Source organism: Levilactobacillus namurensis DSM 19117 (assembly GCF_001434785.1).
Lineage (GTDB): Bacteria > Bacillota > Bacilli > Lactobacillales > Lactobacillaceae > Levilactobacillus > Levilactobacillus namurensis.
Map to the genome: position 1 here is coordinate 49882 of NZ_AZDT01000016.1, position 20359 is coordinate 70240.

At 50.7% G+C, this 20359-nt stretch carries 21 protein-coding genes; 2 read left to right on the plus strand and 19 right to left on the minus strand.

Annotation, left to right across the window (positions count from 1 at the left end; all coding sequences use genetic code 11):
• Position 1 precedes the first annotated feature (1 nt).
• The 15 genes from FD30_RS03325 to FD30_RS03395 all read right to left on the minus strand — a co-directional run bounded on the left by FD30_RS03325 (position 2) and on the right by FD30_RS03395 (position 12847).
• Positions 2 to 232 (minus strand): DUF1146 family protein, encoded by a 231-nt coding sequence (locus FD30_RS03325; protein WP_024746928.1) that lies wholly within the window; start codon positions 230 to 232, stop codon positions 2 to 4.
• Between the two features lie 210 nt (positions 233 to 442).
• Positions 443 to 862 carry a F0F1 ATP synthase subunit epsilon gene (locus FD30_RS03330; RefSeq protein ID WP_024746927.1) on the minus strand — a complete coding sequence of 140 codons (420 nt, stop codon included), beginning with the start codon at positions 860 to 862 and terminating at the stop codon, positions 443 to 445.
• Between the two features lie 13 nt (positions 863 to 875).
• The gene (gene atpD, locus FD30_RS03335) at positions 876 to 2291 is read right to left on the minus strand and encodes a F0F1 ATP synthase subunit beta (RefSeq protein ID WP_024746926.1); all 1416 of its coding nucleotides are present in this window, start codon (positions 2289 to 2291) and stop codon (positions 876 to 878) included.
• Positions 2292 to 2313: 22 nt separating this feature from the next.
• The gene (locus FD30_RS03340) at positions 2314 to 3213 is read right to left on the minus strand and encodes a F0F1 ATP synthase subunit gamma (protein ID WP_024746925.1); all 900 of its coding nucleotides are present in this window, start codon (positions 3211 to 3213) and stop codon (positions 2314 to 2316) included.
• Between the two features lie 30 nt (positions 3214 to 3243).
• Positions 3244 to 4785: a F0F1 ATP synthase subunit alpha gene (gene atpA / locus FD30_RS03345; protein ID WP_024746924.1), complete on the minus strand. Its 1542-nt coding sequence runs from the start codon at positions 4783 to 4785 to the stop codon at positions 3244 to 3246.
• A 30-nt stretch (positions 4786 to 4815) separates the two neighbouring features.
• Positions 4816 to 5358: an ATP synthase F1 subunit delta gene (atpH, locus tag FD30_RS03350; RefSeq protein ID WP_024746923.1), complete on the minus strand. Its 543-nt coding sequence runs from the start codon at positions 5356 to 5358 to the stop codon at positions 4816 to 4818.
• Positions 5348 to 5863, minus strand: coding sequence for a F0F1 ATP synthase subunit B (atpF, locus tag FD30_RS03355; RefSeq protein ID WP_056943884.1), 516 nt, complete (start codon positions 5861 to 5863; stop codon positions 5348 to 5350). The genes atpH and atpF overlap by 11 nt, the downstream gene beginning before the upstream one ends.
• Before the next feature lie 46 nt (positions 5864 to 5909).
• Positions 5910 to 6122 (minus strand): F0F1 ATP synthase subunit C, encoded by a 213-nt coding sequence (gene atpE, locus FD30_RS03360; RefSeq protein WP_024746921.1) that lies wholly within the window; start codon positions 6120 to 6122, stop codon positions 5910 to 5912.
• Positions 6123 to 6157: 35 nt separating this feature from the next.
• Positions 6158 to 6874, minus strand: a complete 717-nt coding sequence (atpB, locus tag FD30_RS03365; protein WP_024746920.1) for a F0F1 ATP synthase subunit A — start codon at positions 6872 to 6874, stop codon at positions 6158 to 6160.
• A gap of 350 nt (positions 6875 to 7224) precedes the next feature.
• Complete coding sequence (upp, locus tag FD30_RS03370) at positions 7225 to 7854, minus strand: uracil phosphoribosyltransferase (protein ID WP_024746919.1); 630 nt, start codon at positions 7852 to 7854, stop codon at positions 7225 to 7227.
• A gap of 93 nt (positions 7855 to 7947) precedes the next feature.
• Positions 7948 to 9189 (minus strand): serine hydroxymethyltransferase, encoded by a 1242-nt coding sequence (glyA, locus tag FD30_RS03375; protein ID WP_056943885.1) that lies wholly within the window; start codon positions 9187 to 9189, stop codon positions 7948 to 7950.
• An 88-nt stretch (positions 9190 to 9277) separates the two neighbouring features.
• On the minus strand, positions 9278 to 10294 hold the full coding sequence (locus FD30_RS03380) for an L-threonylcarbamoyladenylate synthase (RefSeq protein ID WP_056943886.1): 1017 nt from the start codon (positions 10292 to 10294) through the stop codon (positions 9278 to 9280).
• 20 nt (positions 10295 to 10314) lie between these two features.
• The gene (prmC, locus tag FD30_RS03385; RefSeq protein WP_056943887.1) at positions 10315 to 11163 is read right to left on the minus strand and encodes a peptide chain release factor N(5)-glutamine methyltransferase; all 849 of its coding nucleotides are present in this window, start codon (positions 11161 to 11163) and stop codon (positions 10315 to 10317) included.
• A complete protein-coding gene (prfA, locus tag FD30_RS03390; protein ID WP_024746915.1) occupies positions 11156 to 12241 on the minus strand; it encodes a peptide chain release factor 1 in 1086 nt (361 codons plus the stop codon). The genes prmC and prfA overlap by 8 nt, the downstream gene beginning before the upstream one ends.
• Before the next feature lie 21 nt (positions 12242 to 12262).
• Complete coding sequence (locus FD30_RS03395) at positions 12263 to 12847, minus strand: thymidine kinase (RefSeq protein WP_024746914.1); 585 nt, start codon at positions 12845 to 12847, stop codon at positions 12263 to 12265.
• Between the two features lie 187 nt (positions 12848 to 13034).
• On the opposite strand from FD30_RS03395, the gene FD30_RS03400 reads away from it, so the two are divergent.
• Together FD30_RS03400 and FD30_RS03405 are read left to right on the plus strand one after the other, a co-directional pair.
• Complete coding sequence (locus FD30_RS03400) at positions 13035 to 14384, plus strand: Mur ligase family protein (protein WP_056943888.1); 1350 nt, start codon at positions 13035 to 13037, stop codon at positions 14382 to 14384.
• Complete coding sequence (locus FD30_RS03405; protein ID WP_056943889.1) at positions 14381 to 15085, plus strand: type 1 glutamine amidotransferase; 705 nt, start codon at positions 14381 to 14383, stop codon at positions 15083 to 15085. The genes FD30_RS03400 and FD30_RS03405 overlap by 4 nt, the downstream gene beginning before the upstream one ends.
• 60 nt (positions 15086 to 15145) lie before the next feature.
• Here FD30_RS03405 and arsC read toward each other — a convergent pair whose 3' ends face one another.
• The 4 genes from arsC to FD30_RS03425 form a co-directional block, all read right to left on the minus strand.
• On the minus strand, positions 15146 to 15562 hold the full coding sequence (arsC, locus tag FD30_RS03410; RefSeq protein ID WP_056943890.1) for an arsenate reductase (thioredoxin): 417 nt from the start codon (positions 15560 to 15562) through the stop codon (positions 15146 to 15148).
• Positions 15563 to 15586: 24 nt separating this feature from the next.
• Positions 15587 to 16606 (minus strand): serine hydrolase domain-containing protein, encoded by a 1020-nt coding sequence (locus tag FD30_RS03415; protein WP_056943891.1) that lies wholly within the window; start codon positions 16604 to 16606, stop codon positions 15587 to 15589.
• Positions 16607 to 16747: 141 nt separating this feature from the next.
• Positions 16748 to 18586: an ABC transporter ATP-binding protein gene (locus FD30_RS03420; protein ID WP_056943892.1), complete on the minus strand. Its 1839-nt coding sequence runs from the start codon at positions 18584 to 18586 to the stop codon at positions 16748 to 16750.
• A complete protein-coding gene (locus tag FD30_RS03425; RefSeq protein WP_056943893.1) occupies positions 18579 to 20312 on the minus strand; it encodes an ABC transporter ATP-binding protein in 1734 nt (577 codons plus the stop codon). Before FD30_RS03425 ends, FD30_RS03420 begins: the two co-directional genes overlap by 8 nt.
• Positions 20313 to 20359: the final 47 nt, after the last annotated feature.

Sequence of the window (20359 nt, forward strand, 5' to 3'; positions counted from 1 at the left end):
TCTACCGTACCAGGTAGCCTAGATTACGAACATTGTTAATGAAGTCCAAAAAGAATGAGCTACAGCCAAAGCCAATTGCGACCGCTAACATGACGATCAGTACGCGTGACTGCCGCGGATAAAAGGTCATCAATCGCTCAATATGCAGCGCTGAAATAGCCCAAAAAGCTAGCGCAATAAAGAACAAGTGACTGATAATCGTTAAAATTCCTTGCATCCCGATTAGTTTCATCGACTCCATCCCTTCTGAACATTCTCATTAACTATAGCATATTTCTTAGGACTTGTCCCCGTGATTCCCGTAAAATCGGCCGTTGTAATATTACATTTACTAATGAATCCCGAACTCGTTAAGGACCTCCTTATCTAGGTATAAAAAAATAGCAACCCTCAGATGAGAATTGCCATTAAAAATCCATTTATTTAAATGTTAATTTTTTCATTAGTGCTTTGCGACGTTAATCCGGTTAACGGCCCGTCGTAACGCAACTTCAGCCCGTGCTAAGGAGTCCGCATCATGCGCCGCTTGCGCTTGCTTGATGGTCTTCTCAGCCCGTTGACGTGCATTTTCCGCCCGGGCGACATCAATGTCGTCTTGACGTTCCGCACTGTCAGCAACAATGGTGGCCGTATTGTTCGAGAATTCAAGGAAGCCACCGTTAACGGCAACCTTGTCTTCCGTGTCATCATGCTTGATCCGGACCTCGTCAACTTCCAAAGAAGTAATGACCGGAACGTGATTTGGCATGATCCCGAGTTGTCCTAATTTCGTGGTGACCACTAAAAAGGTACTCTCGTGTTCATACACGCGACCATCGGGAGTGACGATACTAACGGATAATACTGATGAATTATCAGCCAATTAGAATCCCTCCCTAGTCGTTGGCAACTGCTTCGTTCATTTCCTTGGCCTTAGCGACCGCGTCTTCGATACTCCCACAGTTCCGGAAAGCATCTTCTGGTAAGTCATCGTACTTCCCAGCTAAGATGTCCTTGAAACTCCGGATCGTATCATCCAACTTAACGTACTTCCCATCCATACCAGTGAATTGAGAAGCAACGGAGAATGGTTGTGACAAGAAGAATTGGATCCGCCGCGCACGGTTAACGATCGTTTGTTCTTCTTCAGACAATTCATCCATCCCTAAGATGGAAATGATATCTTGCAATTCATGGTACCGTTGCAAAACGTGTTGGACTTGCGTCGCAACGTCGTAGTGTTCTTGACCCACGATTTCTGGGGCCAAGGCCGTTGACGTTGAAGCCAATGGGTCCACGGCTGGGTAAATCCCTTGTTGCGTCAAAGAACGTTCCAAGTTGGTCGTGGCATCCAAGTGGGCGAAAGTCGTGGCTGGCGCCGGGTCGGTGTAGTCATCGGCTGGCACATAAACGGCTTGAATCGAAGTGATTGAGCCCTTCTTGGTTGACGTAATCCGTTCCTGCAATTGACCCATTTCAGTCGCCAACGTTGGTTGATAACCAACGGCTGAAGGAATCCGCCCTAGTAAGGCAGAAACTTCAGAACCGGCTTGCGTGAACCGGAAGATGTTGTCGATAAACAACAGCACATCTTGGCCCTTAACATCCCGGAAGTATTCCGCGATGGTCAACCCAGTCAAGGCAACCCGCATCCGGGCACCAGGAGGTTCGTTCATTTGTCCGTAAACCATGGCGGTTTGCTTCAAAACACCGGAACCCTTCATTTCCCAGTACATATCATTCCCTTCACGAGTCCGTTCACCAACACCGGTGAAGACGGAAATCCCGTTATGACCCTGGGCAATGTTATGAATTAATTCTTGAATTAAAACGGTCTTACCAACACCGGCACCACCGAACAACCCAATCTTCCCACCACGAACGTAAGGTTCGAGTAAGTCAATGACCTTAATCCCCGTTTCCAGGATTTCAGTCGTAGGGTTTAATTCGTCATACTTTGGTGCGTCACGGTGAATTGGCATCCGCTCAGCATCTGGACCAAATTCGGCGCCGCCGTCAATTGGTTCCCCTAAAACGTTGAACACCCGACCTAAGGTGTCGTCACCAACAGGAACGGAAATTGAAGCTTTCGTGTTTTCAACTTCCATGCCCCGGCGAAGACCGTCGGTACCGTCCATGGCAATGGTCCGCATCACACCGTCACCCAATTCCAGGGCAACTTCGGTAACTAAGACACTGCCGTCATCTTTTTTGATGTTTAAGGCGGTGTTAATGTCAGGTAATTCATCATTTAATGGGAATTCAACGTCGACGACTGGTCCGATAACTTGAACAACTTTACCAGTACTCATTATTCGTTAATTCCTCCCGTCATTATTTGTTTAAGGCTTCTTGACCACCGGTAATTTCGGTGATTTCAGTCGTAATCGCGGCTTGACGTGCACGGTTGTAGTGCAGTTGCAACGTTGCGATCAAATCATCGGCATTATCAGTAGCGGACTGCATCGCGTTGGTGCTAGATGCATGTTCAGAAGTCTTAGCGTCCAGAATCGCGCCATATACCAAGCTTTCCGCGTACTGTGGTAGCACGACCTGCAGCACTTCTGCTTCAGAAGGCTCCGTGTCATACTCCGCCGTTAACGGCTTAGTTGGCGTATCGTTGGCTGCATCAGTGGTCAGGGTTTCCTTATCCACTGGGAGCATCTTTTCAGCCCGGAACCGGGATGAAATCCGGTTAACAAAGTGGTTGTAGCAAACAAAGAGTTCATCGAACACTTGGTTATCGAACATCGTGGTAACCGTCTTGACGATTTCCCGAACTTCATTGAATTCAGGAACGTCGCTAACGCCACGGTATTCGTAAGCCACATTGACTCCCCGGTGCTTATAGAAATCTGCACCCGTCCCACCAACGGCTAACACCATGTAGTCGTCGGGGTTCGGCGTCCGCTTGTCGATAAACCGGTTGGCATCGCGGAGGACACTACTATTGTAGCTTCCCACCATGCCCCGGTCAGAGGTAATCACCAAGTAGGCAGTTTTCTTAACTGGACGATCTGACTGCAGGTTGCTTGAGGAATTATCCAACAGATGAGACTGCGAAAGGTGCATCACGACTGCCTTTACCTTTGACACGTAGTCTTGGTAGCCGGTCGCGTGTTTCTGAATCTTGTTTAACTTCGCCGTCGAAACCATATGCATGGCCGCCGTAATTTGGCGGGTAGCCTTGGTCGAGTTAATCCGACGTTGAACGTCATGAATCGATTCAGCCATTGTTCCTCACCATCCTTCCTTCAAGCAATCTTAGTTTTCTGAGTCGTTGGCTGCAGCTTCAGCGTGCTTGGACGGTTGGAAAGTCTGGTCGAATTCCTTAATTGCGTCTTCGAGGGCGTTACCTTCTGGTAAGTTCCCCGTCTTCGTAATGGAATCTTCGAGATCCTTGTGCGAACTGTCCATAAAGTCAAACAACTCATTTTGATAGCGTAAAACATCTTCAACTTCGAGCTTGTCGAGGTGACCATGCGTTAACGCGAACAAAATCACAACTTCCTTAGCAACGGGAACGGATTCGTGTAAGCCTTGCTTCAAGACTTCCACCGTCCGGGCCCCACGTGCTAACTTAGCTTGGGTCGCTGCATCCAAATCAGAGCCGAACTGAGCAAAGGATTCCAGTTCCTTGTAGGAGGACAAGTCCAACCGCAAAGTCCCGGCAACCTTCTTCATGGCCTTGATTTGGGCATCCCCACCAACCCGGGAAACAGACGTCCCGGCATCCATGGCTGGCCGAACCCCTGAATAGAATGAATCACTGTTCAGGAAGATTTGACCATCGGTAATGGAAATCACGTTGGTTGGAATGTAGGCAGACACGTCACCGGCTTTAGTTTCAATCACTGGTAACGCGGTCATGGACCCACCGCCGAGATCATCATTCAACTTCGCTGCCCGTTCCAATAAACGAGAGTGGGTGTAGAAGATATCCCCAGGGTAGGCTTCACGACCTGGTGGCCGCCGTAAAATCAAAGAAAGTTCACGATAAGCATCGGCTTGCTTGGTTAAGTCATCGTAGACGATCAACACGTGCTTGCCGTTGAACATGAATTCCTCACCCATTGCGGCACCGGCGTAAGGCGCGATGTACAGCAATGGTGCTGGTTCAGATGGGCCGGCGGAAACCACGATCGTGTAATCCATGGCGCCAAACTGTTGCAGCGTATTTACTTGGGACCGAACCGTTGATTCCTTTTGACCAATGGCCACGTAGATACAAATCATGTTTTGATCTTTTTGGTTAATGATCGTATCAATCGCAATGGAACTCTTACCGGTCTTCCGGTCACCGATGATTAATTCACGTTGACCACGTCCAATTGGAACCAAAGCATCAATGGCCTTAATCCCGGTTTGCAGAGGTTCGCTAACCCCTTGCCGGTCCATAACACCTGGTGCCTTATGTTCAATTGGTCGTGTCTTATCAGTTTTAATGTCCCCCTTGCCATCAATTGGTTGACCTAATGGGTTTACGACCCGGCCAATTAATTGATCTCCAACGGGAACTTCCATGATTCGACCAGTCCGCTTAACGGTGTCGCCTTCAGTGATTCCAGTGTAATCACCTAAAATAACGATACCTACGTCACTGGCTTCGAGGTTTTGGACCAAACCATAAACCCCGTTATCAAATAAAAGCAGCTCACCTTGCAAGGCATTGTCCAGGCCGTGGGCCCGAGCAATCCCGTCACCAACGTAAGTTACCGTACCAGTTTCTTCAACTGAGAGTTCATCTTTATAGTTTTCTAATTGTTGTTTAATTAGAGTACTGATTTCCTCAGCTTTAATGCTCATGAAAGTTTCACCTCTTTACCTACAGATTTTTTATGACAACAGTTGACGCCGCAACTTGTTGATTTTCGTCTTAAGACTCCCATCAAGGATCATCCCGGCAGATTGAACCACAACACCGCCAATGATCGTTGGGTCGACCTGACTGTCTAAAATAACTTTCTGAGCGCCAACCCGTTGCGCATAGGCTGCCGCAATCTTATCTTTCTGTTCAGCAGAAAGTTCAATTGCCGTCGTAACTTGCGCATAAACGGTATGATGCAAATCATCATACAAGCGCTGGAATTGGTCCAGAATGGCAACCATCGCATCCATCCGTCCGTAGTCATACACCATGTGAATGAGGTTTTGAACGTAAGGCGAAGCTGATTCAGCCAATTGGCTAACCAGTTTCTCGCGATCAGCAGCTTGTAGACTAGCGTCTGAGAGTACAGTACCCAATTGTGGGTTGTCCTGGAAGACACGTCGAAGCTCTTGAAGTTCAGGATAAACTGACTCCAATTGGTCTTTTTCGGACAACAATTCAAACAATGCGCGTGCGTAGCGTTTCGCTACCGTTGTCCTATTAAGACTCATGTTGCTTCCCCAACCCTTCAATGTAAGAATCAATCAATGCTTTTTGGTCATCAGCGTTCAATTCTCTTTGAATGATCTTGGAAGCAATCTCAATAGATAGGTCCGCAACATCGTCCCGGGCATTGGCCAGCGCGTCTTCACGTTCTTGCGCAATGTCTTTTTGGGCAGTGGCCTTCAACGTTTGCACGTCCGTTTGGGCTTGCGCTACGATTTGATCACGCTGTTGTTGACCATTGGTCTTGGCAGTTTGCACGATCGTTTGGGCTTCAGCGTGAGAAGCGTTTAAAGCTTCCTGGCGCTTAGCAACCAAGTTAGCGGCATCCGTCCGAGATTTCTCGGCAGAGTCGATATCGTTGGCAATCTTATCTGACCGGTCTTGCATCATCTTAGTGACAGGCTTCCAAGCAAAGATCTTGATCAACCACATCAACAGTAAGAAGCAGACGATGTAGAACAACGAGTCACCGAAGTACAGCGTTTGACCAGCTACTAAATGTGAGAGCATCTATTGACACCTCCTTTTACTGTCAAATAACTGAGAAATAAGTGAATTACTTGTTCATAACCATCAAGGCCACAACGAAGGCGATGATAGGCATGGCTTCAACTAACCCAACACCGATGAACATGTTCGTCCGTAATTGACCTGACAGTTCAGGTTGACGAGACATCCCTTCAAGCATTTTAGAAATAACGATACCATCACCGACACCACCACCGATAGCGGCTCCGGCCATAGCAATACCAGCTGCAATTGCTCCCATAATGTGTGTTTCCTCCTTAAATTTTGAAAATGATTCTATTCCTCGACTTCAATCTTTTGAGAAATATAAACTGACGACAACGTGACGAAGACGAAAGCTTGGATGGCCCCCAAGAATGCAGAGAACCCTTGCCAAACCATTTCAATTGGAACAGCGACAATCATCGTCGCGATGCCATGAGACGTTGCTAACCCCCAAATGAGTTTTAACAACATTTCACCTGAGAAGATCACCCCGAAGATACGAAGACCCAATGTCAGGAAATTCGTGAACTCTTCGAAGATGCTAATTGGTAACCAGAAGACGAACGGCTTAAGGTAGTTAGCAAAATGCTTCTTATACCCTAGCCGCTGTACTCCTGCAAATTGCGCTAGCATCAAAGTCATCAGTGAGAACGTCAAGGTCACGATTGGATCTGACGTAGGACTGCGGACAATGGTAGCGCCATGGAACGTTAATTGAAGGAACAACCCCAATTGGTTGGACAAGAACAGGAAGAGGAACAACGTAAACCCGTACAGCCCAAAGCTGCTAACTTGGTTAGCCGGGATCGACCCTTTCAAAATTCCATTGGTAAACTCAATCAGCCATTCCAGAAAGTTTTGCCCCTTGGTAGGCTTCAAAGCCAGATGCCGCGATGTAAAGAACACCACAGCAAACACCAATAGGAAAACCACTAATCCGGACACGACATTTGCAGTACTAAATGTCAATCCCAGAAATTGGAAGGTTGAAACTGGACCATCATTCACCGAATATCACCTCTTTTCAACACTATATGGACGTAACTGCTAAGAGACAAAAACTGGCCTAACCAGCTTGCCATCCGAGAAATTACGGAATAGTGAACGAAGCGAGCGCTCCATTCAAATACACTGGAAATCATACCACCAATTCACATAAAAAACAAAACAATTTTCCCGAAAATTCCGGGTATTTACTAAGTCCGTCTCCTAGCTAGCTTTACCGTACTACGGGCAACGAAACCGGTTTCGTTCGCTATTTGCGTGCGCAATCAGCCCATTAGTTGACCAGTCAAACAATTGGGTTTCAAATGATAACGAAAGAAGAGACCCGACCAAAGTCGGATCTCCTTTAACGTTTACTTCGTCCCAAATAACCGGTCACCAGCATCGCCTAGACCAGGTACAATGTAGCCATCTTCATTCAGGTGGTCGTCTAAGGCCGCCGTGTAGATGTCAATATCCGGGTGCTTTTCTTGTAGAGCTTTGACCCCTTCTGGTGCTGAAACCAGGCACACGAACTTAATATTCGTCGCGCCACGCTTCTTCAGGGCATCGATGGCCATGATGGCGGAACCACCAGTTGCCAACATCGGATCAACTACGAAAACTTGACGTTGATTAATATCCGATGGTAATTTTACAAAATATTCATGAGGCTGCAACGTCTTCTCATCCCGGTACATCCCGATGTGTCCGACCTTGGCAGCTGGAATCAGCTCCAAAATGCCATCGACCATGCCAATACCGGCACGGAGAATAGGTACAATGGCTACTTTCTTACCAGCGAGTTCCTTAGCGGTCATCTTGGAAACCGGCGTCTCAATTTCCTTGTCCTGTAGCGGCATATCGCGAGAGACTTCGTAGGCCATTAAAGTTGAGATCTCATTAACGACCTCCCGAAAACTGCGGGTCCCACAGTTTTTGTTACGAATAATCGTCAGCTTGTGTTGAATCAGCGGGTGGTCGAGTACTTGAAACTTCCCCATGAATAAACGCTCCTTTATTATTTCTTACAATTGTACCATTATCTGAGCAAGGATAGTGGTCTTTTTAGACATGAAATCGTTTTTATCCTAATTTTATTGCAGGGCGGTCAGCGGGTGCGCCTGCGTTAACGCATGAACACGCGCCCGAACGTCATTTAAGATAGCGTCATCAGTTGGATTCAGCACTGTCTTAACAATCAACTCGGCAACCTCACGGGACTCTGCGGCGTTAAAGCCACGCGTCGTGATTGCCGGCGTTCCCAAGCGAATGCCGGACGTCTTGAATGGACTTAGCGTCTCGTTGGGAATTGATTCCTTATTGGTCGTAATCATTACGCTATCCAATAAGTCTTGGGCTTGCTTCCCATTCAGCGTGGTCTGTGACAGGTCCAACGTCATCAAATGGTTATCCGTCCCGCCGGAAACCACCCGGACCTTCGGGGCTTCCTTGAAAGCCGCTGCCATGGCGTGGGCGTTGTCAATGATCTGCTGGCCATAGATCTTAAAGTCTGGTTGCAGGTCTTCGAAGAACGCCGCAGCCTTCCCGGCAATCACGTGTTCCAAAGGTCCCCCTTGCGTCCCCGGGAAGACCGCTGAATTAAGCCGCTTAGCGTACTTTTCTTGGGAGAGGATCAAGCCGCCCCGCGGTCCCCGTAACGTCTTGTGGGTCGTGGTCGTGACCACGTCCGCAATTCCCACGGGACTCGGATGCAGGCCTACCGCAACTAATCCCGCAATGTGGGCCATGTCGACCATCAAGTAGGCCCCCACTTCATCGGCGATTCGACGGAAAGCTTGCCAATCAATAATCCGCGAGTAAGCCGAAGCTCCCGCCACGATCAGCTGCGGCTTAACGTCTAACGCTTGTTGCCGAATGGCATCGTAATCCAAGCGTTCCGTCTGCGGGTCCAGCCCGTAACTAAACGTGCGGTAGAGCTTCCCGGAGAAGTTGACCTTAGCACCGTGTGTCAGGTGGCCCCCGGAATCCAGGCCCATTCCTAGAATCGTGTCGCCCGGCTTAAGAAAGGCCGCATAAACCGCCTGATTAGCCTGCGACCCAGAATGCGGCTGAACATTAGCGTATTCCGCACCAAAGAGTTGCTTGGCCCGATCGATGGCTAATTGCTCAACCACATCAATGTATTGGGTTCCCCCGTAGTAGCGCTTGCCAGGATACCCTTCAGCGTACTTATTGGTCAGTACTGACCCTTGGGCAGCCCGAACAGCGGCACTCACAATGTTCTCAGAAGCAATTAATTCAATCGTGTCTTCTTGACGTTGTTCTTCGTGATGAATCGCGTCCCACAATGCTGGATCTTTTTCTTGATAATTCAAAAGCGGTCCCTCCTAAGCTTGAGCGTATTGCTGGTTATATTTTACCAAACTTTTCGCTCAAGCGGGGAACCGCTTGCTGAAATCCTATTTATTTTGAAAAATGCATCTGACCAGCGGACTTGTTCAGCCGGTTCATATAAGCTGCTCCTAATCCCACTGGTGGGAAGCCCTGCGTCAAGATGTTCTTAACTGGGGATTCCAGGTCGAAGTGGCGTAAGCCATCAAAGAGTAAATGACTGGCACTCGCAATGTCAGTTCCTAACGAAAAGACTTCCGCATTTGCAGGTAACGTCTGGTCAGCTAGAACGGAATCCACAGCCATCACCCCTACTGGTGTGGTCTGTTGAGCCGCCCACTGCAGAGCAGCTGGCCAATCTGCCACCTGATCCACGATGTAGACCTGGGCATCCGGGGCGTAATGCTTATACTTCATCCCTGGCGCCTTAGGAACTTCGGTCGCCCCCACCTTGTGGTGGTTCGACCGAACCGTCCCAATGACGGCCGCCAACTGTTCTTCCGTGACCGCCCCTGGGCGCAGAATCGTGGGTACGTCCGCCGTCAAGTCCAAGATCGTGGATTCCACCCCCACGGCCGCTGGGCCATCATCGACGATTCCGGCAATCTTACCGTTCAAGTCGTGATAGACGTGCTGAGCCAGGGTCGGACTAGGTTTCCCCGACGTATTCGCCGAAGGCCCTACAATGGGGACCCCGGCAGCTTGGATCAAGTTCAACGTGGTTTTATTTTTGGGATTACGAAAGGCCGCTGTCCGCAACCCGCCAGTTACCGCCTTAGAGAGGGCGCCCGGCTGTAGGTTCAAGATCAACGTCAAAGAACCCGGCCAAAAGGCTTGCATCAGCTTCTGAGCCGTAGCGGAAAGCGGTTGAGCGTACTCCTCAACCATGGCCTGTCCGGTAACCGTCACGATTAAGGGGTTGTCACTAGGACGTCCCTTGGCCGCATAGACCTTTTTGACTGCAGTTTCGTTCGTTGCATCGGCACCTAATCCGTACACGGTCTCAGTGGGGAATGCCACTAATTGACCGGCCTTCAATAAGGCTGCCGCTGCCTCAACTTGATTTGGTTGAAAAATTTGAGTTTCCATACCTGTACTCTCTTCCTCTTTTAATCTGTTAAGTTTACCCGAACCATCCGGTCATGACCGCTCATGTCCTGCCTAATCGTCACGGTTGCCCCCGGCAGGGCCTGCTGAAACAAGGCCTGAACGGCCGGCCCCTGCCGATACCCGATCTCGGCAAAAAAGGACCCCTTAGGCGCTAAGAAATCCGTGAGCACCGCCGCGAACCGGTGGTAAAAGGCTAAGCCGTGGTCCGCCGCATACAATGCTTGTTCGGGTTCGTAACGTCGAACAGAATCATCCATCACGGCCAATTCCTCCCGGTCAATGTAGGGAGGATTCGACACGATGGCGTCAAATCGTTGCCCCTGTACTGGAGCCAACAGGTCCCCGCTGGTAAACCGCACCTTAGCTGCTAACCGCTGGGCGTTAGCTTGTGCCACTTGCAACGCAGCCGTTGAAATATCCGTTGCCGTCACTTGCCACTGCGGTCGTTCGGCCTGTAAGGTCACAGCAATCGCCCCGCTTCCCGTTCCCACGTCAATCACGTGGGCCTCAGACGTTGGCACACTGGCCAGCACCCACTCAACGAGCTCTTCTGTCTCTTCTCTAGGAATCAACGTTGCCGGCGTCACCTGAAAGTCCCGGCCATAGAACGGCGCGTGGCCGAGAACATACTGGGCTGGTTCACCACGCCCCACCCGGAGAATCTGCTGCTGATACGTCCGCCATTCGTCACTGGGCACCTGGTCACGGTAATGTTGCACCAGTTGGGTGAACGTCCACTGATGGCCCTCCAATAGGAGAAACTGGGCCGCACTAGGATCTTGATGGTCGCGGGTCAGCCGTTGCTCAGCCTCCCGTAACACTTGAAAATACGTGATCGGGTTAGCCATTATTCTTGAGGTCTTCAAGTTTGGCCGCTTGGTCGGAAAGAATCAAGGCATCGATGATGTCGTCTAATTCCCCGTTCATGATTCGGTCCAGCTTATTCAACGTCAGGCCGATACGGTGGTCGGTCACCCGGTTTTGCGGATAATTATAGGTCCGAATCCGTTCTGAACGGTCCCCCGTCCCAATCGCCGACTTTCGTTCAGCGTTATAGGCACTTTCTTCTTGCTGCTTGTAGTAGTCGTAGACCCGGGCCCGCAGAATCTGCATGGCCTTCGCCCGGTTTTGCTGTTGTGACCGTTCGTCTTGCATGGCCACCACGATCCCCGTTGGCAAGTGGGTCATCCGAACGGCAGACGATGTTTTGTTAATATGTTGGCCACCGGCACCAGAGGAACGGTAAACGTCAGTCCGAATATCCTTAGGATCAATATCGATGTCGACGTCTTGTTCTTCTGGCATCACACCGACCGTTGCCGTACTGGTGTGCACCCGGCCCGCAGATTCCGTTACCGGTACCCGTTGGACACGGTGCGCACCGTTTTCGTACTTGAGCTTGGAATAAACCTTATCACCAGAGATCATCATGACGATTTCCTTGAATCCACCAACTTCCGTGGCGTTCTCATCAATGATTTCCGTCTTCCACCCCTGCCGTTCTGCGTACTTAGAGTACATGCTGAACAGATCGGCAGCGAACAGGCTGGCTTCATCCCCACCAGCGGCCCCGTGGATTTCCATGATAATGTTCTTATCATCGTTGGGGTCCTTAGGCAGTAGGAGAATCTTGATGTCCTCTTCCAACTTTGCCTTTTGATCGTTGAGATCCTTGAGCTCGTCTTTGACCATCGATTCCATATCATCGTCTAACTTTTCCCGAAGCAGTTCGTCGTCATCCTTGATCTGCTTGGTGACATCCTGGTACTGGTGATACTTTTCGACCGTTTCCCGCAATTCCCCTTCTTCTTTAGATAGGGCCATGAACTTCTGGGTGTCCGCGATGACTTCCGGATCACTGATTAATTCATTGAGTTCGTCGTAGCGGTCAGCGACGGCTTGGAGCTTATCAAACATTTCATCCATTCTTGTGTTAACCTCGATTTCTTATTTGCCGATTTGATCCAACGGCGGATTAAAGTAGTGACGCCGACAGACGGGGTAGTAAGCTTCATTCCCCCCGATTTGAACTTGTTCCCCTTCATAGACGGGGTGATTATCATGAAAACGTAAATTCATGATGGCCTTCTTGGTGCAGAACCAACAGATGGTCTTCATCTCTTCGATCTTATCCGCATATAATAGAAGATATTTGGAGCCTTCGAAGAGTTCGTTCCGAAAATCATTCTTGAGGCCAAACGTCATGACCGGAATCTTTAGGTCATCCACGATTTTTGCCAACTGAAGTACGTGCGCCTTAGTCAGAAATTGGGCTTCGTCGATCAGCACGCAGTTGGCGTTAGGGTCGAGGCGCTTCACTTCTTCGTACACGTTAGTGGTCTTAAAGATTGCGTGAGCGGCCCGTTTGAGACCGATTCGACTGGTGATATACCCCACTTCATCTCGCGTATCCAGGCCACTGGTCATGATGATGACCCGCTTGTCCTGTTCCTCATAGTTATGCGCGACTTTGAGAATTTCAATCGTCTTCCCACTGTTCATTGCGCCGTACCGAAAAAAGAGCTGCGCCACGTTTCTCCCACCTTTTTGACAGTTTTCAATCTATTATAGCCGATTCTCATAAAAAATTCGACCGGCCATTTGGATTCTTTCCTTGCTTTTTCGCAAAGTTCAAGGCTTTCACTCCCCGATTCCGCTAAAAAATGCTAAAATTAAGCCTTGAATATGAACCTAGTTTTATTAAGGAGCGAAATCATCCATGTCATTGAGAAGCGGCGTTGCCACCTTTGCGGGGAGATCATCTTACTGGTTTCTTCACACGTTTCTACACGGTGGAAGTTCTCTACCAGGTAAAATTACGCTCAAGTTAGATCCGCAGATTCTGCGGTCTCTGGGCGCCAAATACGACGTAATCGTCATCACGGGCACCAACGGTAAAACGTTGACGACCGCACTAACGGTTTCCGTCCTCCACGAAAAGTACCCCTCCATTCTCACCAATCCCACGGGGTCGAACATGGAGCAAGGAATCGTCACGACCTTCTTGAATGCCAAGCGGCCGAAGACTGGTCGGCCCCTAGCAGTGCTGGAGGTGGACGAAGCCAACGTGATCAAGGTCACGACCTACATCCAGCCTAAAGCGTTCGTGTTCACCAACATTTTCCGGGACCAAATGGACCGGTACGGTGAAATCTACACCACTTACCAAAAAATCTTAGATGGCGTTGCTCTGGCTCCTAAAGCCACCATCATCGCCAACGGGGACTCCCCCATCTTCAATTCGAAACAACTGCCGAACCCCATTCAATACTATGGATTCGACGACCAGCCTGACCGGGACTTCAAGGCCAAACCGAACACCGATGGGGTCCTATGTCCCAACTGCCAACACATTCTCCACTACCATTCCTTAACTTACAGTAACCAAGGCAAGTACTTCTGTCCCAACTGTGGGTTCGAACGCCCTGAGTTGACCTATCGCCTGACCAAGTTGGGGGAACAGACCCCGACATCGTCACAATTCGACGTGGACGGTCATCCCTTCACGATTCACGTGGGCGGGACCTATAACATCTACAACGCCTTGGCAGCCTATGCTGTAGGCCGCTTTCTGGACGTCACCCCCGACCAGATTGCACATGCCTTTACGGCGAACGAACGGGTCTTTGGACGCCAAGAAGTCATCGACGTCGATGGCAAGCAAGTCACCATCATCCTGGTCAAGAACCCCGTTGGGCTGGACCAAGTGCTCCACATGATCAGTACGGACCAGCACCCCTTCTCCTTCGTCGGACTCCTCAACGCGAACTACGCGGACGGGATCGATACCAGTTGGATTTGGGACGGTGACTTCGAACAGCTGGCCGGACTGAATATTCCGACCTTCATTACCGGGGGCGAACGGTACAAGGATATCACGTTCCGGCTCAAGGTTGCCGGTGTGCCTGACGACAAGCACATCGTCGAACCAGACTTGGAAAAGGTCGTCGAACGCATCAAAACGGTCCCGACCCAGCGGGTTTACGTCCTAGCAACCTACACGGCCATGTTACAAATGCGTAAGATTTTAGCCAGCAAAGGCTACATTAAGGAGGGACTCGGCGTATGACCTACGATTTAAACGTCGCCCACCTGTATGGCGACCTAATGAACACTTACGGTGATGTCGGTAACATCTTAGCGTTGAACTACTACGCCAAACAAATGGACGTTAAGTTACACGTTAAGATCGTCAGCTTAGAAGAAGACTTCCACGCTGCCGACTATGATCTAGCCTTCTTCGGTGGAGGCCAAGACTTTGAGCAGACCATTGTGGCTAAGGATATTCAGACCAAAAAGGTTGAACTGACCAAGTTCATTGAATCTGACGGCCCACTACTGGCAATCTGTGGTGGCTACCAACTGCTCGGCCACTATTACATCGGAGCGGACGGCGAAAAGCTCCCCGGAATCGGCGCCCTGGATCATTACACCCTGAAACAGGACAACCACCGGTTCATTGGTAATATCGTGATTAAGAATGCCGAAACGGGTGAGACCTACCATGGTTTTGAAAATCACCAGGGACGAACCTTCATCGGCCAAGGTGAACGCCCATTAGGAAACGTGATTTCCGGTAAGGGGAATAACGGCGAAGACGGGACTGAAGGCGCCATTTACAAGAACGTCTACTGTTCCTACTTCCACGGCCCAATTCTGACCCGGAACGGGGATATCGCTAAGCACCTCTTGGTTGCGGCGCTCAAACGCAAGTTCCCAGATGAGGACTTCAGTCAACAAGAAGCCCTCCCCATTCCAGCAACTTTCTAAGACGACACCAAAAAGGCGTGAGAGCTCTCTCACGCCTTTTTGCGTTGTCTCATCAAATCTTCAATCTGCTAGCTGCTGAGCTAAAGCGACCACCCGTTGCCGAATCTCATCCCGAACGGCGCGAAAGACCGCCAGCTGCTGTTCCGGCGTTCCCGTTGCTTGCGCCGGATCGGGTAAGGGCCAGTGCTCACGGGTGACCATGGCCGGTGTGACTGGGCAGTGGTCACGCGCATCCCCGCATAACGTCACGATCATGGTTGCCTGGGCCAACGCGGACGGATCCAGACGCGTCGATCGTTGGGCCGTGATATCCACGCCCACTTCCCGCATCACCCTAATGGCCCGGGGGTTCACCCCCTGCGCTTCTAGTCCCGCGCTGGCGACCTGCCAGGTGGCGGGGAGTAATTGTCGAGCAAAACCTTCTGCCATTTGACTACGACACGAATTGCCGGTACAAAGAAAGTAAATCTTAGCCATCCTAATTCCTCCACAAAGTTTTGGTTAGACACCAGCCTTTTCGGCCAAGTAAGTTCCAATCACGGCGTTACGTTGATCCAAGTAAGGTAAGTTAGGCGCTTGCGGGTGCACCCGGTTAGTCAAGAAGACCATGGCTTGTTGCTGCTGCGGATCGATTACCAAGTAGGTCCCCGTGAAGCCCGAGTGCCACAAGACCCGATGAGGGGTGGGCCACTGCGTTGCCGTTAACGCCCAGCCCAACGACCGACCAGCGTGGCCATCCGGCGTCCAATCCCCCACTAACCGGTGGATCCAATCAGGTGGCAAGACCGCTGCGGCCTGTTCGGGATGGAGCATCGCCTGACAGAAACGGACCAGGTCATCCACGGTGCTGAAGAGCCCCGCCGAACCACACCGACGTTGGAGCACATACCCTTTCGGATCATGGACGGCCCCCCGAATCAAGCCCCGTTCAGGCGTCACCGCCGTGGGAACACATTGCATGGCGTTCATCGGGGTGAACGTACTATGAATCATCCCCAACGGCACCAAGACGCGTCGCTTAATTGCCAATTGAACGGGCTCGCCCAATAGCGCCTCAATCAGCCATCCCATCAGGATATAGTTGACATCCGCATACACCATCTTCCAGTTGAACGTGGGTCCTACGTGCAATGTATACAGGGCCTTGGTCAACTCTGTGGCGTTTAACTGATTGCGATGCGGAATGTACCCCACGATTCCTGACGTATGGGTCAGTAAATGCCGCACCGTGACCCGGTCGTCCGTCCAGTCCGGTAACCACCGCGTGATGGGGGCATCCAACGTTAATCGCCCCTCCGCTAAGAGTTGCAACGTTACGGTCAACGTCCCCACGACCTTGGTCAGTGATGCCAAATCATAAGTCATCCCCGGGGCTAACGTTTCCGGTTGTGGGACCACGGCCGCCAATCCCAGGGTTCCCGTTTCCACCTGATCACCATCGATCAGCGCGTAGCTGACCCCGGGGACCACGTGCTCATCCACCAACCGCTGTAAAGCCGCCTTGGTCGCCTGATATGCCATCTAATCTCCTCGCTTTCTTCTGCCTTTTATTTAACCGCATTCCCGATCGAAAGGCAATTCTCAAGCTAAAATGATGCCAAACAAAAAGACGTGCAGCGCAATGCTACACGTCCTAGGATTATTGAGTCATCCCGACTTGAATTAAGCGAGATTATTCCCCGCAAATTGACTGTTATACAGGTCTGCGTAGAAGCCATTAGCCGCCAGCAAGCTCTGATGGTTCCCCGTTTCGACGATTTGGCCGTGGTTCATGACCACGATGTTTTCCGCATTTTGAATCGTCGACAACCGGTGGGCCACCACGAAGCTGGTCCGCCCGGAAAGTAACCGGGTCATAGCCTGTTGAATCAGCATTTCCGTCCGCGTATCCACAGAACTCGTGGCCTCATCCAGAATCAACACATCCGGATCAGCAACAAAGGCACGGGCAATCGTCAACAGTTGCCGTTGTCCTTGAGAAATGTTCGTGGCCGCTTCGTTTAAGACCGTGTCGTACCCTTGAGGTAACTGCCGAATAAAGGTATCGGCGTGGGCCGCCTTCGCCGCTGCGTACACGTCATCCGCCGTCGCATCCTCGCGACCATACTTGATGTTATCAAAGATGGTCCCGGTGAAGAGCCAGGTATCCTGCAAGACCATGGCAAAGTGCTTGCGCAGATCCATCCGGGAGACCGCGTGGGTGTCTTGCCCGCGATACTTGATCTGACCACTGTCCACGTCGTAGAACCGTTCCAGCAGGTTAATGATCGTGGTCTTGCCGGCTCCTGTGGGTCCAACAATGGCCACCATCGCGCCCGGCTTGACCTTCAGGTTAAAGTCCTCAATCAGCGGCTTTTCCGGCACATACTGGAAGTTTACGTGATCGAATTCAATCACTTGATCCGTCGTCGCTTGGGCCGGCAATTCGGCTGTCGCGGTGTTCGGCATATCGTCCTCATCCAGGACCGCAAAGACCCGTTCAGCGGACGCAATCGTGGCCTGAATCGTGTTGGTCAAGTTCGCCATCTGCGTAATCGGCTGTGAGAATTGGTTGGTGTATTGCAAGAAAGCTTGCACGTTCCCCAGCGTCACTTGTCCGTTGGCAACCTGAATGCCCCCGATAACGGCGACAGCCAGGTAATCCAAGTTTTTAACGAAGTTCATCAAAGGAAAGATCAGACTGGAGACGAACTGGGCCTTCCAAGCCGATTTGTAGTACTTTTGATTATGCTCTTCGAACTGCTCTTGGGCGTTGCTTTCTTGGTTAAAGGTCTTGATCACGGTATGCCCCGCGTAAGTTTCTTCAACCGTGTTGTTCAGCAACCCCAGGTTCTTTTGTTGGCTCGCGAAGAACTTCTGTGATCGTGGTGCCACGATCATGACCACCAGTAGACTCAGTGGTACTGAGATCAACGCCACCAGGGTCAACCAACCACTGATGGTCAGCATCATGTACAAGACCCCGAAGAAGGTCAGGACACTGGTCACCATTTGCGACAGCGTCTGTTGCAACGTGCCCCCAATGTTATCCATATCGTTGGCCATCCGGGACATCAAGTCCCCGTTACTATGCGTATCATAGTAGTTGATGGGCAGATGCTGCATCTTGTCTTTCAGGTCACGCCGCAATTGGTAGACCACCTTTTGGGCAATCCAGTTCATGATGACTTGCTGGATAATCCCAAACAGTGCGGAACCTACGTACAAAATTGCGACAATGACCAAAATATGGCCAATCTTGCCAAAGTTAACAGGTAGACTGGTCAGGCCGATACCGGCCTTAAGTTCAGCCGTCCCCTTCATGACCCCTTTAAAGAGTTCCGTGGTGGCTTCCCCTAAAATTTTAGGCGTCCGAATTTGTAAAATAACCGAGGCTGCGGCAAAAATCAACACCACTAGAATGCCCAACAGCCAAGGCTTCATATAGCGAAAGAGGCGTCCCGTGGTCTTCCAAAAACTCTGGGGACGTTGAATCGTCGCTGAACCGCGTCCATTACGCATCGACAGCATCTCCCTTCCGCAGTTGTGATTCTAGAATTTCTTGATAAGTCTTATTATGAGCTTTCAATTCCGCATGGGTGCCCTGGCCCACGATCTTTCCACCATCAATAACCAAGATGAGGTCCGCATCCGCAACGGTTGAGACCCGTTGTGCCACGATGACCGTCACCCCAGCCTGTACCTGGGCATCTTGCCGTAATTGTTGCCGTAGCAACGCATCGGTCTTGAAGTCCAGTGCGGAGAAGGAATCATCAAAGACGTATACACTGGCCCGTTTCAGAATCGTCCGCGCAATGACCAATCGTTGGCGCTGACCACCGGAGAAGTTATCCCCGTTCTGTTCAACCACCGCATCCAGTCCACCGGCTTCTTTCGTGAAGTCGGCCGCTTGAGCGACCGTTAACGCATGCCAGATTTGTTCATCCGTTGCGTCCGCCATCCCGTAGACCATGTTGCTCCGAATCGTTCCGGAGAAGAGAACAGCCTTTTGCTGGGTGATGGAGATTGCCTGGTGTAAGGCCTGCTGACTAATAGCCGTCAAGCCCACCCCGTTCAGGCGAATCTGCCCACTTTCGGGGTCAAATAATCGAGGAATCAGGTTGACCAGTGTTGATTTACCGGACCCCGTCCCACCAATAATGGCAACGGTTTGACCGGCTTGGGCTGAGAAGTTCACGTCACTTAACGCCAGCTTCTCAGCACCCGTATACCGAAAATCAACATGGTCAAACGCCAGACTCGCTTCCTGACTGGGTAAGTCCACGGGCTGGTCCGCGTCGTTGATCTTCGACTTCAGATCCATGACTTCGTTGATCCGTGCCGCAGAAGCTTGCGCCCGGGGCACAAAGACGAAGACCATGGAAACCATCATAAAGCTAATCAGAATCTGCATCGCGTAAGTCATAAATGCGACCAAATTCCCCACTTCCATCGCCTGATGGGCAATCAGTTGGCCCCCATACCAGACAATACCGATGTTGGTCCCGCTAATAATCAGCGTAATCACGGGGAACATCAACGAAACAATCATGAAGACTTTAATCCCAGTCTTGGTGTAGTCTTGGTTGGCGCCTTCAAACCGATCCTGTTCGAACTGGTCTTGATTGAACGCCCGGATGACCCGGACCCCCGTCAAGCCTTCACGGAAAATCAGGTTGATCCGGTCGATTTTCTTTTGCAGACTCTTGAACAAAGGAACCGCAAAGTACATGATTCCTCCAGTAAAGAGTGCCAATACGGGAAGTGCCACTAAAAAGACCAACGTTAACCGCGGACTCTTCAGGTAAGCTAAGACCCCCGCGCCAATCAGCATGATTGGCGCCATCAGCATCATCCGTAACATCTGTACCATGACGTTTTGAATCTGCACCACGTCGTTCGTGGTCCGCGTAATCAGGGAAGCATTCCCCACGGTCTCAAACTCTTCTGTGGACGCAAACGTCACTTTTTTAAAAATTCCCGACCGAATCCGTTGCCCCATTTTCTGGGACTGGGTGGCGGCGAAATACACATTACCGGCCGCCCCGAGGACGCCGATAAAGCTCAGGAGTAACATCTGACCACCAACCCGCCAGATGTAGCCAATGTCGTTATTGGCAATCCCTTTGTCGATGATATTCGAGGTCAACGTGGGCAACGAGAGGTCACACGCTACTTGAACGATCATAAAGCCCACTGCTAGGGCCACTGCCCACCAATCAAGGTGTTTTCGGGCAAGTCGCATCATTTGATTTTGGCCTTCTTTCTATCATTTACGCTATAAAAATTTGCAAA